This window comes from Streptomyces longispororuber, assembly GCF_024448165.1.
GTDB lineage: Bacteria > Actinomycetota > Actinomycetes > Streptomycetales > Streptomycetaceae > Streptomyces > Streptomyces longispororuber_A.
In genome coordinates this window covers 25,054-39,605 of record NZ_JAMOLN010000082.1, presented here as the reverse complement: position 1 = coordinate 39,605, position 14,552 = coordinate 25,054, and the positions used below count along the sequence as shown (strand labels likewise).

Here is a 14,552-nt window from a genome sequence, read left to right as displayed (position 1 = left end):
CGTCGAGGAGCAGGTCGGTGACGTCATCCCGCCGCGCTTCGCCGAGGAGCCGCTGACCGAGGACGGTGGCGGTGACCCCGCCGACGGCGCCGCCTGGGACGTCGAGGACACCGCCGCGCCCGGCGCCGTGCGCCTCGCCGACGTGGGCGGCATGCGGGAGGTCAAGGACCGCCTGGAGGCCGCGTTCCTCGCCCCGCTGCGCAACCCCGAACTGCGCAGGCTGTACGGCAAGAGCCTGCGCGGCGGACTCCTCCTGTACGGGCCGCCCGGCTGCGGCAAGACGTTCGTGGCGCGGGCCGTCGCCGGTGAACTCGGCGCGAGCTTCCTGTCGGTGTCCGTCGACGACGTCCTCGACATGTGGATGGGCAACTCCGAGCGCAACATGCACGAGGTCTTCGAGACGGCCCGGCGCAAGGCGCCCTGCGTCGTCTTCCTCGACGAGCTCGACGCCCTGGGCGGCAAGCGCTCCCGCACGCAGTCCAGCGGCATGCGCAACACCGTCAACCAGCTGCTCACCGAGCTCGACGGCGTCGACGCCGCGGCCAACGAGGGCGTCTTCGTGCTCGCCGCGACCAACGTCCCCTGGGACGTCGACCTCGCCCTGCGCCGCCCAGGACGCTTCGACCGCACCCTGCTCGTGCTGCCGCCGGACGCCCCGGCCCGCGACGCGATCCTCCGCTACCACCTGCGGGAACGCCCCATCGAGAACGTCGAGTTGGGCAGACTGGTGAAGCTGACCGACGGCTTCTCCGGCGCCGACCTGGCCCATCTGTGCGAGTCCGCGGCGGAGACCGCGCTGCTCGACTCGGCGCGCACCGGCACCGTCCGCCTGATCGGCATGAAGGACCTGCTCGGCGCCGCCCGGCAGATCACCCCGTCCACCGAGCCCTGGTTCGCGTCCGCCAGGAACGTGGCGATGTACGCGAACGAGGGCGGTCAGTACGACGACCTCGTCGCCCACCTGAAGAGGAAGCGGAAGCTGTGACACCGGAGCAGACCACCGAGCGCGCCGACGCCCTGCTGGACCTCGGCCGGCCCGACGAGGCGGCGGCCCTGCTGTCCGCCCGGCTTGCCGAGGCGCCCGACGACGCCCGCGCCTGGGCGGCCCTGGCCCGCTGCCACAACGCCGCGAACCGGTCCGCCGACGCCCTCGCCGCCACCGACGAGGCGCTGCGCCACCAGCCGGAGTACGCGCTCGCCCTGCTCTACCGCTCCACCGCGCTGCGCGGCCTCGGCCGGATGCCCGACGCCGCGGACGCGCTGCGCTCGGCGATCCGGCTCGCCCCGCACTCCGGGTACGCGCACGCGATGCTCGGCGAGGTGCAGTCGTTCCGGGCGCTGCGCGGCGAGGAGGGGGCGCAGGAGCTGCGGCAGGAGGCGGCCGACTGCGCGCGAGAGGCCGTCCGGCTGTCGCCCGAGGACCCGGCGATGTACATGAGCGCCTGGAAGGTCGCGGCGGCGGTCGGCGACGAGGCCGCCAAGGACCGGCTGGAGAAGGCGATCCTCCGGCTCGACCCCAGCCACGCCTTCGCCCTGGGGGAGCAGACCCGCAAGGCCGCCGCCGTCCCGGGCGCGCGGGCCGCGGACACCGCCGACCGGGTCGCGGACGCCCTCGCCACGGCCCCGCAGAGCCACACGATGCGGGACGAACTGGACAGCGCTTCCTACCGCTTGCTGCGCGGCACCCGCTGGCTCGCCCTGCTCTGCCTCCTGGGCGCGGCCCTGGGGCTCGATCTGATCACGGGGGAGCGCGAGCTGCCGCTGCCGCTCGGACAGCGCCTGTGGGACGTCCTGCTGCTCGCCGTGGTGTGGGTGCTCGGCGCGCTGCTGCGCTACCGCAAGCGGCGCAGGGGCGTCCGGCTGACCGTGCGGTCCCTGCTCGGCCGCGACGGCTGGGCCCGCCTCGCGCTCGGCCAGGCGGTGGGGGTGACCGCGGTCGCGGTGCTGCTGCTCCTGGTGCCGTGGACGTCGACCGGGATCCCGGCGACCGTGTTCTGGATCGTCCTCGTGACCACTTTGCTCACGATGTACGTGGATCGTCCCTATACGCGGCAGATGTTCAAGCAGGCGCGGCAGCGGCGGCGTTGAGCCCGCCGCACGGCTCTCGCCCCCGCCCGCAACGCGGAAGGGCCGCCGCACCCGGTGACGGGAGCGGCGGCCCTTCGGCCGTTCACGGGAACCTCAGAGGACGCGGACCGCGCCGCTCGCCGGGTAGCCGGACAGGTCCTGGATGACGACGCCCTTGGACGGGTTGGCGGCGTCGAGGTACTGGCCGTTGCCGATGTAGACGCCGACGTGGTACGCCGAGCCCGCGCCGCCCCAGTACAGGAGGTCGCCCACCTGGATGTTGGAGAGGGAGACCGGGGTGCCGAAGGTCGACTGCTGCTGCGAGGTGCGCGGCAGGTCGACGCCGGCCTGCTTGAACGCGGCCTGGGTCAGACCGGAGCAGTCCCACGAGTTGGGGCCCGTGCCGCCCATCACGTACGCGTCGCCGACCTGAGCCTTCAGGAAGCTGATGACGGCACCGACGGAGCCGCTGGCGGGCGCCGCGACGGACTCGGACGCGGAGGAGGCCGAGGCGAGCGTGGTGCGCTCGCTGGAGCGGGAGGCGGCCTGCTCGGCGGCCTCGCGCTCGGCCTTCGCCTTCGCGGCGGCCTCGGCCTTCTTCTTGGCCTCCGCCTTCTTCTCGGCGGCGAGCTGGTCCTTCTTCGCCTGGTCGGCAGCCTTGGCGAACGCCTCGTCGCGCTCGGCCTGGAGCTGGTAGTTGGCCGCGGCCTGCTGCGTGGCGTCCGCGGACTGGGCGACCTGCGTGGACAGGTCGGCGGTGAGCGTGGGCAGCTCGATGGTCTGCGTCACCGGCTCGGCAGCGTTCGCCGCACCGGACGCACCAGCCACTGCCAGGGTGCTGAGGACGCCACCGGTAACTCCGGCGCGCAGGGCCATCTTCGAGGCGCTGCGACGGGGCTTCCGGTGGCTGGGTATGTGAGCGGTGTGGGACATGAGTACAACCGCTATCAGGGCTTCACGGTTCCCATCAAGAAACGTGTGGTGCGCCACAGTTGTGAAGATGAGACCTGAATCCCGGGCGTGGCGGCCCTTATTGACGCCGTAAAGGGCAATACGGACACCCTTGATCGACGCTGTGATCTAGGGGTTTCCGCAATACGCCCGAATTGCCCGACGCCTACCACTCGTTGACACGGTTGGCCAAGCCCGGTTTCCAGTGCCCGATTTGCGTGTGGCGCAGGTCACATGGAACCCCTAGGGGTCGGCCCCCGCGTCCACTTCCGTCCACACCCCTCCCTCTGATGTGTGAACGACGGCCACTATCAGCCAGTCCTGTCCAGCGCCAATTTGCTTGCAGAGTGCACCGCTTGATAGTGCGGCACGGCTGCGACCTGCGGTAACCGGGCAAGTTGTCACCTCTGGTGATCACTCAGGTGCTTCGAGTGTGAAGATCACCGCTCATCCGACTTCATGATCCTTCGTCAGGTGGTGGAGATCACAAAGTAGTTGGCGCACCCCGTGTCGCAGATCACAGAGTGCCGGGCATAGGATGCGGGGCAGTTGGGCTTGTGACCTGCTTCACATGTAAGCGATCTTCGACCGTTTGCAGGAGGGGCGGGGGTGCGAGTCCGTGCAACCGCCAGCAGTCAGCGCCGACTGAGAGGAGCGAGGAGCGGTGAACGCCTATGCGCCCATCCTCGTACTGGGAGCCCTCGGGGCAGGCTTTGCGATCTTCTCCGTGGTCATGGCCACGCTTATCGGTCCAAAGCGGTACAACCGGGCCAAGCTTGAAGCCTATGAGTGCGGGATCGAGCCGACCCCCACGCCGGCCGGTGGCGGCCGCTTCCCCATCAAGTACTACCTGACGGCGATGCTCTTCATCGTCTTCGACATCGAGATCGTCTTCCTCTACCCCTGGGCCGTCACCTTCGACGCCCTGGGGCTTTTCGGGCTCGTGGAGATGCTGCTCTTCGTGCTCACCGTCTTTGTCGCGTACGCGTATGTGTGGCGGCGCGGCGGCCTGGAATGGGACTGAGCCCCGTACAGGGGAGACCAGGAGCCACAGAGCAATGGGACTCGAAGAAAAGCTGCCGAGCGGATTCCTGCTGACCACCGTCGAGCAGGCCGCGGGCTGGGTGCGCAAGTCGTCCGTCTTTCCCGCCACGTTCGGGCTCGCGTGCTGCGCCATCGAGATGATGACGACGGGCGCGGGACGCTACGACCTGGCGCGGTTCGGCATGGAGGTGTTCCGCGGATCGCCCCGCCAGGCGGACCTGATGATCGTGGCCGGGCGGGTCAGCCAGAAGATGGCGCCCGTCCTGCGCCAGGTCTATGACCAGATGCCCAACCCCAAGTGGGTCATCTCCATGGGGGTCTGCGCCTCGTCCGGCGGGATGTTCAACAACTACGCGATCGTGCAGGGCGTCGACCACATCGTCCCGGTCGACATCTATCTGCCCGGCTGCCCGCCGCGCCCCGAGATGCTGATGGACGCGATCCTCAAGCTCCACCAGAAGATCCAGGGCTCCAAGCTCGGCGTGAACGCCGAGGAGGCGGCCCGTGAGGCGGAGGAAGCGGCGCTCAAGGCACTCCCGACGATCGAGATGAAGGGGCTGCTGCGATGAGTGACGCGAACGGCGCCAAGGGGCCCGACGGGGCCAACCCCGAGAAGGATCTCGGCGCCTCCAACCTGCCGGGGCAGCGCGGCGACGCCGGCGAGGAGATCCGCGTCCAGCGCGGCATGTTCGGCGCCGACAACGGCGGAGACACGTCAGGTTATGGCGGACTCGTCCGCTCCGTCCGGCTTCCCGGTGAGGCCACCCGCCCCTACGGCGGCTGGTTCGACGAGGTGGCCGACGAACTGGAGGGCGCCCTGGAGGAACAGGGCCTCGTCCCCGAGAACGCCATCGACAAGACGGTCGTCGACCGCGGCGAGCTCACCTTCCACATCGAGCGCGAGCACCTGGTCCGCGTCGCCCACACGCTGCGCGACGACCCGGCCCTGCGCTTCGAGCTGTGCACGGGGGTGAGCGGCGTCCACTACCCCGGCGACAAGGGCCGGGAGCTGCACGCCGTCTACCACCTGCGGTCGATCACCCACAACCGGCTGATCCGCCTCGAGGTGTCCATGCCCGACACGGACCCGCACGTCCCGTCCCTGGTCCCCGTGTATCCCACGAACGACTGGCACGAGCGCGAGACGTACGACTTCTTCGGCATCGTCTTCGACGGCCACCCCGCGCTGACGCGGATCATGATGCCGGACGACTGGCAGGGCTTCCCGCAGCGCAAGGACTACCCCCTCGGCGGCATCCCCGTCGAGTACAAGGGCGCCCAGATCCCGGCTCCGGACCAGCGGAGGTCGTACTCGTGACCACACCCCACGCAACCCCCCGTGCCACCACCGAAGGCACCGTCTACACGGTCACCGGAGGTGACTGGGACGAGATCGTCGAGTCCGCGGCCAAGTCCGACGACGAGCGCATCATCGTCAACATGGGACCCCAGCACCCGTCCACGCACGGCGTGCTGCGCCTGATCCTGGAGATCGACGGCGAGACGGTCACCGAGGCCCGCTGCGGCATCGGCTACCTGCACACGGGCATCGAGAAGAACCTCGAGTACCGCACGTGGACGCAGGGCACCACGTTCGTGACGCGCATGGACTACCTGACGCCGTTCTTCAACGAGACGGCGTACTGCCTCGCCGTCGAGAAGCTCCTCGGCATCGAGGACGAGGTCCCCGACCGCGCGAGCATCATCCGGGTCCTGCTCATGGAGCTGAACCGGATGTCCTCGCACCTGGTCTGCATCGCCACCGGCGGCATGGAACTCGGCGCCACGACGATCATGATCTACGGCTTTCGTGATCGTGAACTCATTCTCGACATCTACGAGTTGATCACCGGCCTGCGGATGAACCACGCGTACGTCCGGCCCGGCGGGCTCGCCCAGGACCTGCCGCCCGGCGCGGTGGACCAGCTCCGCGAGTTCGTGAAGAAGATGAAGAAGAACCTTCCCGAGTACGACAAGCTCGCCACCGGGAACCCCATCTTCAAGGCCCGCATGCAGGACGTCGGGTACCTCGACCTCGCGGGCACCATGGCGCTCGGCGCCACGGGACCGATCCTGCGCTCCGCCGGCCTGCCGCACGACCTGCGCAAGGCGCAGCCGTACTGCGGCTACGAGACGTACGACTTCGACGTCCCGACCGCCGACACCTGTGACTCCTACGGGCGCTTCCTGATCCGCCTGGAGGAGATGCGCCAGTCGCTGCGCATCATCGAGCAGTGCCTGGACCGGCTCGCGCCCGGCCCGGTCATGGTCGGCGACAAGAAGATCGCCTGGCCCGCCCAACTGGCCCTCGGCCCGGACGGTCTCGGCAACTCGCTCGACCACATCAAGAACATCATGGGCACCTCCATGGAGGCCCTCATCCACCACTTCAAGCTGGTGACCGAGGGCTTCCGCGTCCCGCCGGGACAGGCGTACACCGCCGTGGAGTCGCCCAAGGGCGAGCTCGGTGTGCACGTCGTGTCCGACGGCGGCACCCGCCCCTTCCGGGTCCACTTCCGCGACCCGTCCTTCACCAACCTGCAGGCCATGGCGGCGATGTGCGAGGGCGGCCAGGTCGCCGACGTCATCGTCGCCGTCGCGTCCATCGACCCCGTGATGGGAGGCGTCGACCGGTGACCACCAGTTCTTCAGGGTCCACGGGGCAGGGTGTCAGCCTCGGCATGCCCGTGCTGCCCGCCCCTGCCTACCCGGACGACGTCCGAGCCCGCCTGGAGGCGGACGCGAAGGAGGTCATCGCCCGCTACCCCGGCTCCCGGTCGGCCCTGCTGCCGCTGCTGCACCTCGTGCAGGCGGAGGAGGGGCACGTCACGCGCACCGGAATGCAGTTCTGCGCGGATGTGCTCGACCTGACCACCGCCGAGGTCACCGCCGTCGCGACCTTCTACTCGATGTACCGGCGCAAGCCGAGCGGCGACTACCAAGTGGGCGTCTGCACCAACACGTTGTGCGCGGTCATGGGCGGCGACGCCATCTTCGAGTCGCTCCAGGAGCACCTCGGCGTCGGCAACAACGGCACCACCGAGGACGGCAAGATCACGCTGGAGCACATCGAGTGCAACGCCGCTTGTGATTTCGCTCCCGTGGTGATGGTCAACTGGGAGTTCTTCGACAACCAGACGCCCGCCTCCGCCAAGCAGCTGGTCGACGACCTGCGCGCGGGCACGGAGGTGTCGCCCACCCGCGGCGCCCCCCTGTGCACGTTCAAGGAGACCGCCCGCATCCTGGCCGGCTTCCCCGACGAGCGCGAGGGCGCCGTCGAGGCGAGCGGCAGCGCGGGTCCGGCCTCCCTGATCGGGCTGCGCCTGGCCAAGGGGGAGACCAGCCCCGCGCGCGTGGTCCACCCGCGCGCGGCGGCCACCGAGGGCGAGGCGCCGCACGACCCGTCGCCCACCGAGCACCTCAGCTCGCACGACGCGCCGCAGGACACATCGGCCTCCGACCCGGCCCACCCAGCGGGCCCGACCGCCGAGGAGGGGGAGTGATGACCTTGGCAGCCGAGATCGACAACAACGACACCAGCCCGGAGAAGCTGCTCGCACCGGTCCTGTCGGCCTTCTGGGACGAGGACAAGTCCTGGTCCCTGGACGTGTACCGCCGGCACGAGGGCTACGAGGGGCTGCGCAAGGCCCTCGCGATGTCGCCGGACGACCTGATCGCCTACGTGAAGGACTCGGGGCTCCGCGGGCGTGGTGGCGCCGGCTTCCCGACGGGGATGAAGTGGCAGTTCATCCCGCAGGGAGACGGCAAGCCTCACTATCTTGTTGTCAACGCCGACGAGTCGGAGCCGGGGACCTGCAAGGACATCCCGCTCCTGTTCGCCAATCCGCACAGCCTCATCGAGGGCATCGTGATCGCCTGTTACGCGATCCGTTCGGAGCACGCGTTCATCTACTTGCGCGGTGAAGTGGTCCCCGTACTGCGGCGGTTGCACGAGGCCGTGCGCGAGGCCTACGCCGCGGGGTACCTCGGGCAGAACGTCCACGGGTCCGGCCTCAACCTGGAACTCACCGTGCACGCCGGCGCAGGCGCGTACATCTGTGGTGAGGAGACCGCACTCCTGGACTCGCTCGAGGGCCGCCGTGGCCAGCCGCGACTCCGTCCCCCCTTCCCCGCGGTCGCGGGCCTCTACGCGTGCCCCACTGTCGTGAACAACGTCGAGTCCATCGCGTCGGTTCCCGCGATCATCAATCGGGGCAAGGACTGGTTCAAGTCGATGGGGAGCGAGAAGTCCCCCGGCTTCACCCTCTACTCGCTCAGCGGCCACGTCGCCAACCCCGGCCAGTACGAGGCCCCGCTCGGCATCACCCTGCGCCAGCTGCTCGACATGAGCGGCGGCATCCGCCCCGGGCACCAGCTCAAGTTCTGGACGCCCGGAGGCAGTTCGACCCCCATGTTCACCGAGGAACACCTCGACGTGCCCCTCGACTACGAGGGCGTCGGCGCCGCCGGATCGATGCTCGGCACCAAGGCGCTGCAGTGCTTCGACGAGACGACGTGCGTGGTGCGCGCGGTCACGCGGTGGACCGAGTTCTACGCCCACGAGTCCTGCGGCAAGTGCACGCCGTGCCGCGAAGGGACGTACTGGCTCGTGCAGTTGCTGCGCGACATCGAGGCCGGCAAGGGCTCGATGGACGACCTCGACAAGCTGAACGACATCGCCGACAACATCAACGGCAAGTCGTTCTGCGCCCTCGGCGACGGCGCCGCCTCGCCGATCTTCTCCTCGCTGAAGTACTTCCGCGAGGAGTACGAGCAGCACATCACGGGCAAGGGCTGCCCCTTCGATCCGGCCCGCTCGACTCTCTGGGCCGACCGGACCGACCAGCACCGCACGGAGGTGAACGCGTGACTGTGACCACCAACGCTCCCTCCGGGGGCGGCGAGGCGGCGGTCCCGCCGGAGGACCTGGTCTCCCTGACCATCGACGGCATCGAGATCAGCGTCCCCAAGGGGACGCTGGTGATCCGGGCCGCCGAACTGCTCGGCATCGAGATCCCCCGGTTCTGCGACCATCCGCTCCTGGACCCGGCCGGCGCCTGCCGCCAGTGCATCGTGGAGGTGGAGGGCCAGCGCAAGCCGATGGCGTCCTGCACCATCACCTGCACCGACGGCATGGTGGTCAAGAGCCAGCTCTCCTCGCCCGTCGCCGAGAAGGCGCAGCGCGGCGTGATGGAGCTGCTGCTCATCAACCACCCGCTGGACTGCCCGGTCTGCGACAAGGGCGGCGAGTGCCCGCTGCAGAACCAGGCCATGTCGCACGGCCAGGCCGACTCGCGGTTCGAGGGCAGGAAGCGCACCTACGAGAAGCCGGTGCCGATCTCCACGCAGGTGCTGCTCGACCGCGAGCGGTGCGTGCTGTGCGCCCGGTGCACCCGGTTCTCGAACCAGATCGCGGGCGACCCCATGATCGAGCTGATCGAGCGTGGTGCCCTGCAGCAGGTCGGCACGGGTGAGGGCGACCCCTTCGAGTCGTACTTCTCCGGGAACACGATCCAGATCTGCCCGGTGGGCGCGCTCACCTCGGCGGCGTACCGGTTCCGCTCCCGGCCCTTCGACCTGGTCTCGTCCCCGTCGGTGTGCGAGCACTGCGCGGGCGGCTGCGCGACGCGCACCGACCACCGGCGCGGCAAGGTCATGCGCCGCCTCGCGGCCAACGACCCCGAGGTCAACGAGGAGTGGATCTGCGACAAGGGCCGCTTCGGCTTCCGCTACGCGCAGAAGCCCGACCGGCTCACCACGCCCCAGGTGCGGGACGCGGAGACCGGTGAACTGCGGGACGCGTCCTGGCCGGAGGCCCTGGAGGCCGCCGCCCGCGGGCTCGCCGAGGCGCGCGGCCGGGCCGGTGTCCTCACCGGTGGCCGCCTCACCGTCGAGGACGCCTACGCGTACAGCAAGTTCACCCGTGTCGCCCTCGACACGAACGACATCGACTTCCGCGCGCGCGTGCACAGCAGCGAGGAAGCCGACTTCCTGGCCGCGCGGGTCGCGGGTCGCGGTCGTGACCTCGACGGCAGCGGCGTCACCTACCGCTCGCTGGAGAAGGCCCCGGCCGTCCTCCTGGTCGGCTTCGAGTCGGAGGAGGAGGCGCCCGGCGTCTTCCTCAAGCTCCGCAAGGCGTGGCGGACGCACGGCCAGCGGGTCTTCTCGCTCACCACGCACGCGACGCGCGGTCTGGAGAAGGCCGGCGGCACCCTGCTGGCCGCCGCGCCCGGCACCGAGACCGAGTGGCTGGACGCGCTCGCCTCCGGGTTCGGCCTGGAGGACGGGGGAGCGGCCGCCGCCGAGGCGCTGCGCTCGGAGGGCGCGGTGATCGTCGTCGGGGAACGCCTCGCGGCCGTCGCGGGCGGGCTCACCGCCGCGGTTCGGGCCGCGTCCGCGACCGGCGCCCAGCTGGTGTGGATCCCGCGCCGGGCCGGTGAGCGCGGCGCCGTCGAGGCGGGCGCGCTGCCGTCGCTGCTGCCGGGCGGCCGTCCGGCGACCGACCCGCGCGCGCGGGAGGAGGTCGCCGCCGCCTGGGGCGTGGCCGAACTGCCGCACCGCTTCGGCCGGGACACCGGCCAGATCGTCGAGGCCGCCGTCACCGGCGAGCTGCGGGCCCTGGTGGTGGCGGGCGTCGAGATCGCCGACCTGCCCGCGCCGGCCCGCGCGCGTGAAGCGCTTCACGAGGTCGGGTTCCTGGTCTCCCTGGAGCAGCGGCCGAGCGAGGTCACCGAGCACGCCGACGTCGTCCTCCCGGTGGCCGCGGTCGCCGAGAAGGCGGGCACGTTCCTCAACTGGGAGGGCCGGGCCCGGATGTTCGAGGCCGCGCTGAAGCCCGACCAGATGACGCGCCGCGTCGCCCCGACCGACGGGCGCGTGCTGCAGATGCTGGCCGACGCGATGGACGTCCACCTGGGCCTGCCCGACCTGCGCTCCGCGCGCGGCGAGCTGGACCGCCTGGGCAACTGGGACGGGCCGCACGCCACCGAACCGCTGGAAACCGGCACGCAGGTGCCGCGGCCCGCGAGCGGGGAGGCCGTGCTCGCCGGGCACCGGCTGCTGCTCGACCAGGGCCGCCTCCAGGACGGCGACGAGGCGCTGGCCGGTACCCGGCACGCCGCCCACGCGCGCGTGTCCGCCGCCACGGCCGCCGAGGCGGGCGTGAAGGACGGCGACGTGCTGGCCGTCACCGGGACCGCCGGATCGGTGCACCTGCCGCTCCAGGTCACGGAGATGCCCGACCGGGTCGTCTGGCTGCCGCTGAACTCCACGGGCGGCGGCGTCGCTTCGGACACGGGTGCCGTCCCCGGTGACCTCGTGAAGATCGGCCCGGCCGTCGCCGCCGAGGCTCCGGAGGTGCAGTCATGAGCCCAGCAGCAGTCAACCCGATGGCACTCGAAGACCTGTCGATGTTCGGCACCGACCCGTGGTGGCTCGTCGTCATCAAGGCGGTCTTCTGCTTCGCCTTCCTGATGGTGACCGTGCTGTTCTCCATCGTGTGGGAGCGCAAGGTCGTCGCCTGGATGCAGCTGCGCATCGGCCCCAACCGGCACGGCCCCTGGGGCATGCTCCAGTCGCTCGCCGACGGCATCAAGCTGATGCTCAAGGAAGACCTGGTCGTCAAGCGCGCGGACAAGGTCGTCTACATCCTCGCGCCGGTCGTCGCCGCGATCCCCGCCTTCATGGCGATCGCCGTGATCCCGTTCGGCCCGTCGGGCAACGAGATCTCGATCTTCGGCCACCGCACGGCGATGCAGCTCACCGACCTGCCGATCGCGATGCTCTACATCCTCGCGGTCGCCTCCGTCGGCATCTACGGCATCGTCCTCGCGGGCTGGTCGTCCGGGTCGACGTACCCGCTCCTGGGCGGTCTGCGGTCCTGCGCGCAGATGATCTCGTACGAGATCGCGATGGGCGCGGCCTTCGCCTCGGTGTTCCTCTACTCGGGCTCGATGTCCACCTCGGAGATCGTCGCCCAGCAGCAGGACCGCTGGTACATCGTGCTGCTGCCCGTCTCGTTCCTGATCTACATCGTGACGATGGTCGGCGAGACGAACCGCGCTCCGTTCGACATGCCGGAGTCCGAGGGCGACCTCGTCGGCGGCTTCAACACCGAGTACTCGTCCATCAAGTTCGCGATGTTCATGCTCGCCGAGTACGTGAACATGGTGACGGTCTCGGCGGTGTCCGTGACGCTCTTCCTGGGCGGCTGGCGCGCACCGTGGCCGGTCTCCACGTTCTGGGAGGGCGCGAACCACGGCTGGTGGCCGATGCTCTGGTTCGTCATCAAGGTCCAGCTGCTGCTGTTCTTCTTCATCTGGCTGCGCGGCACGCTCCCGCGCGTGCGCTACGACCAGCTGATGAAGCTCGGCTGGAAGGTGCTCATCCCGGTCTCCGTGGTGTGGCTGATGCTCGTCGCGACGGTGCGGACGCTGCGGAACGAGAACATCGGCTTCGGCAACATCCTGCTGTACGTCGCCGGGGGCATCCTCGTGGTCCTGGTGCTCACATACATCGCGGACCTCTTCCGCGACCGGGGAGCCGAGCAGGGCGCGGCAGCCGAGGAGCCGACGGCCTTCGACCCGATGGCGGGCGGGTTCCCCGTGCCGCCGCTGCCCGGACAGACCCTGCCGCCCGTGCCGCGCAGGCGTTCCCGCCAGGAGCGGGAGTTGATTGTCAGTGGTGGCCCCGATACTGCGAGTGACGAATCACTTGGCGGATCTCGTGACGGAAAGGAGGCGTCCGATGGCTGACGAGACGAACGCGACGAACGAGAAGGACACCAAGCCAGGGTTCCAGAACCCCGTCGCCGGCTTCGGCGTGACCTTCAAGGCCATGTTCAAGAAGCGGCTGACCGAGCAGTACCCGGAGGAGCAGAAGACCACCGCTCCCCGCTTCCACGGCAGGCACCAGCTCAACCGCCATCCGGACGGCCTGGAGAAGTGCGTCGGCTGCGAGCTGTGCGCCTGGGCCTGCCCGGCGGACGCCATCTACGTGGAGGGCGCGGACAACACCGAGGAGGAGCGCTACTCCCCGGGCGAGCGGTACGGCCGCGTCTACCAGATCAACTACGCCCGCTGCATCCTGTGCGGTCTGTGCATCGAGGCGTGCCCCACGCGCGCGCTGACGATGACGAACGAGTTCGAGCTCGCCGACAGCAGCCGCGCCAACCTGATCTACACCAAGGAGCAGCTGCTCGCCGGCCTGGAGGAGGGCATGGTCGAGTCGCCGCACTCGATCTTCCCCGGCATGGACGAGCAGGACTACTACCGGGGTCTGGTGACGGAGGCGGCGCCCGGCACCGAGCGCCAAGTCGCCGTCTCCAAAGGCGAGAAGCCCGAAGAGCAGGAGGTGGAGGCATGAGCGCGCAGCTCGCCGCTTACTCCACTTCCACGGGTGAGGCCTTCCAGTTCTGGATCCTCGGCACCGTCGCCGTCATCGGCGCGCTGTGCACGATCCTGATGAAGAAGGCGGTGCACAGCGCCCTCTGTCTGGCCGGGACCATGGTCGTCCTCGCGGTGTTCTACCTGGCCAACGGCGCGTACTTCCTGGGCATCGTGCAGATCGTCGTCTACACGGGCGCGATCATGATGCTGTTCCTCTTCGTGGTCATGCTCGTCGGCGTCACCGCCGCGGACTCCCTGAAGGAGACCATCAAGGGGCAGCGCTGGCTCGCCGCCCTGTGCGGTCTCGGCTTCGGCGTCCTGCTGATCGCAGGCATCGGGAACGCGTCGCTGCACCAGTTCAACGGCCTGGCGAAGGCGAACGCCGGGGGGAACGTGGAGGGTCTCGCGGCCCTCATCTTCACCAAGTACGTCTTCGCCTTCGAGATCACCGGCGCCCTGCTGATCACGGCCACGGTCGGCGCGATGGTGCTCACGCACCGCGAGCGCACCGAGCGGGCCAAGACCCAGCGCGAGCTGGCCGAGCAGCGGGTGCGCGAGGGCAAGCACCTCCCGCCGCTGCCCGCCCCGGGCGTCTACGCCCGGCACAACGCGGTGGACATCGCGGGCCTGCTGCCCGACGGCACCCCGTCGGAGCTCACGGTCATGCAGACGCTGCGTGAGCGCGGTCAGATCCGGGACGTCTCCGGTGAGGCGCTCAGTGATCTGAAGGCCCTGGAGCAGCGGTCGGCCGACCGCCTGGAGCGCTCGGACGAGCGGGCCGAGGAGGCGTCGAAGTGAATCCGGTCAACTACCTGTATCTCGCCTGCCTGTTGTTCACGATCGGCGCGACCGGCGTGCTCATCAGGCGGAACGCGATCGTCGTGTTCATGTGCATCGAGCTGATGCTGAACGCGTGCAACCTCGCGTTCGTCGCGTTCTCCCGGATGCACGGCAATCTCGACGGCCAGATCTTCGCCTTCTTCACGATGGTCGTCGCCGCCGCCGAGGTCGTGGTCGGGCTCGCGATCATCGTGTCGCTGTTCCGTTCCCGCCACTCGGCCTCGGTCGACGACGCCAGCCTGATGAAGCTGTAAGGGGTCGCAT

At 69.8% G+C, this 14,552-nt stretch carries 14 protein-coding genes; 13 read left to right on the top strand and 1 reads right to left on the bottom strand.

The features are described 5' to 3' along the window. On the top strand, positions 1–985 hold a 985-nt coding region (locus M4J07_RS22875), incomplete at its 5' end, for an ATP-binding protein (RefSeq protein WP_255974854.1). Beyond that, entirely contained in the window at positions 982–2,088 is a 1,107-nt protein-coding gene (locus M4J07_RS22870) for a tetratricopeptide repeat protein (protein ID WP_255974853.1), read from the top strand. The genes M4J07_RS22875 and M4J07_RS22870, both read left to right, overlap by 4 nt. 93 nt (positions 2,089–2,181) lie before the next feature. On the opposite strand, the gene M4J07_RS22865 is transcribed toward M4J07_RS22870, so the two are convergent. Further along, a complete protein-coding gene (locus tag M4J07_RS22865) occupies positions 2,182–3,000 on the bottom strand; it encodes a C40 family peptidase (RefSeq protein ID WP_255974852.1) in 819 nt (272 codons plus the stop codon). A 682-nt stretch (positions 3,001–3,682) separates the two neighbouring features. On the opposite strand from M4J07_RS22865, the gene M4J07_RS22860 reads away from it, so the two are divergent. The 11 genes from M4J07_RS22860 to nuoK are packed head-to-tail and all read left to right on the top strand — an operon-like array spanning position 3,683 to position 14,542. Beyond that, complete coding sequence (locus M4J07_RS22860) at positions 3,683–4,042, top strand: NADH-quinone oxidoreductase subunit A (protein WP_030494815.1); 360 nt, start codon at positions 3,683–3,685, stop codon at positions 4,040–4,042. A gap of 34 nt (positions 4,043–4,076) precedes the next feature. Next, on the top strand, positions 4,077–4,631 hold the full coding sequence (locus tag M4J07_RS22855; RefSeq protein WP_005313804.1) for a NuoB/complex I 20 kDa subunit family protein: 555 nt from the start codon (positions 4,077–4,079) through the stop codon (positions 4,629–4,631). Next, the gene (locus tag M4J07_RS22850) at positions 4,628–5,380 is read left to right on the top strand and encodes an NADH-quinone oxidoreductase subunit C (RefSeq protein WP_255974851.1); all 753 of its coding nucleotides are present in this window, start codon (positions 4,628–4,630) and stop codon (positions 5,378–5,380) included. Before M4J07_RS22855 ends, M4J07_RS22850 begins: the two co-directional genes overlap by 4 nt. Continuing rightward, entirely contained in the window at positions 5,377–6,699 is a 1,323-nt protein-coding gene (locus M4J07_RS22845; RefSeq protein ID WP_255974850.1) for an NADH-quinone oxidoreductase subunit D, read from the top strand. The genes M4J07_RS22850 and M4J07_RS22845 overlap by 4 nt, the downstream gene beginning before the upstream one ends. Then, positions 6,696–7,565 (top strand): NADH-quinone oxidoreductase subunit NuoE, encoded by an 870-nt coding sequence (gene nuoE, locus M4J07_RS22840; RefSeq protein ID WP_255974849.1) that lies wholly within the window; start codon positions 6,696–6,698, stop codon positions 7,563–7,565. Before M4J07_RS22845 ends, nuoE begins: the two co-directional genes overlap by 4 nt. Then, entirely contained in the window at positions 7,565–8,932 is a 1,368-nt protein-coding gene (gene nuoF / locus M4J07_RS22835) for an NADH-quinone oxidoreductase subunit NuoF (protein ID WP_255974848.1), read from the top strand. Before nuoE ends, nuoF begins: the two co-directional genes overlap by 1 nt. Then, the gene (locus M4J07_RS22830) at positions 8,929–11,430 is read left to right on the top strand and encodes an NADH-quinone oxidoreductase subunit G (RefSeq protein ID WP_255974847.1); all 2,502 of its coding nucleotides are present in this window, start codon (positions 8,929–8,931) and stop codon (positions 11,428–11,430) included. Before nuoF ends, M4J07_RS22830 begins: the two co-directional genes overlap by 4 nt. Further along, positions 11,427–12,815, top strand: coding sequence for an NADH-quinone oxidoreductase subunit NuoH (gene nuoH, locus M4J07_RS22825; protein ID WP_255974846.1), 1,389 nt, complete (start codon positions 11,427–11,429; stop codon positions 12,813–12,815). Before M4J07_RS22830 ends, nuoH begins: the two co-directional genes overlap by 4 nt. Continuing rightward, positions 12,808–13,425 (top strand): NADH-quinone oxidoreductase subunit NuoI, encoded by a 618-nt coding sequence (gene nuoI, locus M4J07_RS22820; protein ID WP_255974845.1) that lies wholly within the window; start codon positions 12,808–12,810, stop codon positions 13,423–13,425. Before nuoH ends, nuoI begins: the two co-directional genes overlap by 8 nt. Next, complete coding sequence (locus M4J07_RS22815) at positions 13,422–14,246, top strand: NADH-quinone oxidoreductase subunit J (protein ID WP_255974844.1); 825 nt, start codon at positions 13,422–13,424, stop codon at positions 14,244–14,246. Before nuoI ends, M4J07_RS22815 begins: the two co-directional genes overlap by 4 nt. Beyond that, complete coding sequence (gene nuoK, locus M4J07_RS22810) at positions 14,243–14,542, top strand: NADH-quinone oxidoreductase subunit NuoK (protein ID WP_255974843.1); 300 nt, start codon at positions 14,243–14,245, stop codon at positions 14,540–14,542. The genes M4J07_RS22815 and nuoK overlap by 4 nt, the downstream gene beginning before the upstream one ends. The last annotated feature ends 10 nt before the right edge of the window (positions 14,543–14,552 follow it).